Here is a 1,328-nt window from a genome sequence, read left to right on the forward strand (position 1 = left end):
GGCAGGTCGGCGTCATCGAGTGGGCAGATCCCCTGGATGCGTTGGGCGGCGTCACCGACGCCCCTTAAAGGAGACGAAATGTTCGGTTATCGCGTTCCCGCCCCCGACGAGGCGATGCTGATTTCAGGCGGCAGGCGGGGACTGGAAGGTGCGCCGTTCCGCGTGGTGACCGGCCACGGAAAGTTCGTGCTCCCCGTCTTCCGCAAGACCCGCTTCCTCACCCTGGCGATGTGCGAGGCCGAGGTCGCCGAGACCTGTGTGACCAAGCAGGGCATCGCCCTGTCGGTGACGGCCGTGATCGCCTTCAAGGTCGGCAACGACAGGGAGAGCATTGTCAACGCCGGCCAGCGGTTCCTTTCCGACCAGGACCAGATGTCGGTACTGACCGGCCGGATCTTCGCCGGTCATCTGCGCTCCATCATCGGCTCGATGACGGTCGAGGAGATCGTCACCGAACGGCAGAAGCTCGCCACCGAGGTGCTGGAGACCTCCAAGACCGAGATGGCGAAGATCGGGCTGACCGTCGACTCGCTGCAGATCCAGTCGATCGACGACGGCAACACCGGATACATCGCCGCGATGGCCGCACCGCACAAGGCGGCCATCCAGCGGCAGGCCCAGATCGCCCAGGCACAGGCCACCCAGGCCTCGGTCGAGGCGGAGCAGGTGGCCGCACGGAACCAGGCCGAGTACGCCCGGCAGACCGCCGTGGTGAAGGCCGAGTACTCGGCCCAGGTGGACCGCGCGCAGGCGGAGTCCGCGCAGGCCGGCCCGCTGGCGATGGCCCACGCGCAGCAGGAAGTGCTCATCGCCCAGACCGAACTGGCGCACCGCCAGGCCGAACTCAGGCAGCAGCAGCTGCGGGCCGAGATCGTGAAGCCCGCCGAGGCCGAGGCCGAGCGGATCAAGGTGCTGGCGATCGCCGAGGCCGAGCGGATGAAGATCCAGGCCGAGGCCGCGGCCTCGTACGACCGGGTGGCACTGGACCGGATGCTGATCGACCAGCTGCCGCTGATCGTCAAGGAGGCCGCCGGCGGCCTCGCCGGGGCCAATGTCAACGTCCTCAACGGCGCCGACGGCCTCAGTGAGATCGCGGCGGGACTGGTCGGCCAGGGGCTGACCATCCTGGACTCGGTTCGGAAGAACCTGAGCGGTTCCACCGAGTACCCCCGTCCGGGCAAGGACAACGGCCTGCTCGAGCTGCAGGGTTACCTGAAGCCGGCCGCCGGGCCCACGGAGCCGGTGAAGCAGAAGCCCACAGACAAGGACACAGAGAAGGACACCGGCCGGGACAAGCCGACCGACGGCCCGATCACGATCGACTAGCG

1 protein-coding gene is annotated in these 1,328 nt (G+C 68.1%); it reads left to right on the plus strand.

All coding sequences use genetic code 11. From position 1 onward, the window contains the following. Positions 1-78: 78 nt before the first annotated feature. A complete protein-coding gene (locus C6N31_RS42170; protein ID WP_198359611.1) occupies positions 79-1,326 on the plus strand; it encodes a flotillin family protein in 1,248 nt (415 codons plus the stop codon). The last annotated feature ends 2 nt before the right edge of the window (positions 1,327-1,328 follow it).

This window comes from Streptomyces fildesensis (assembly GCF_016107395.1).
Taxonomy (GTDB): Bacteria; Actinomycetota; Actinomycetes; order Streptomycetales; family Streptomycetaceae; genus Actinacidiphila; species Actinacidiphila fildesensis.

What these genes read in the sequence shown, in the direction of transcription:
- C6N31_RS42170 (WP_198359611.1), top strand. Translation starts at nt 79, where the DNA reads ATGTTCGGTTATCGCGTTCCCGCCCCCGACGAGGCGATGCTGATTTCA.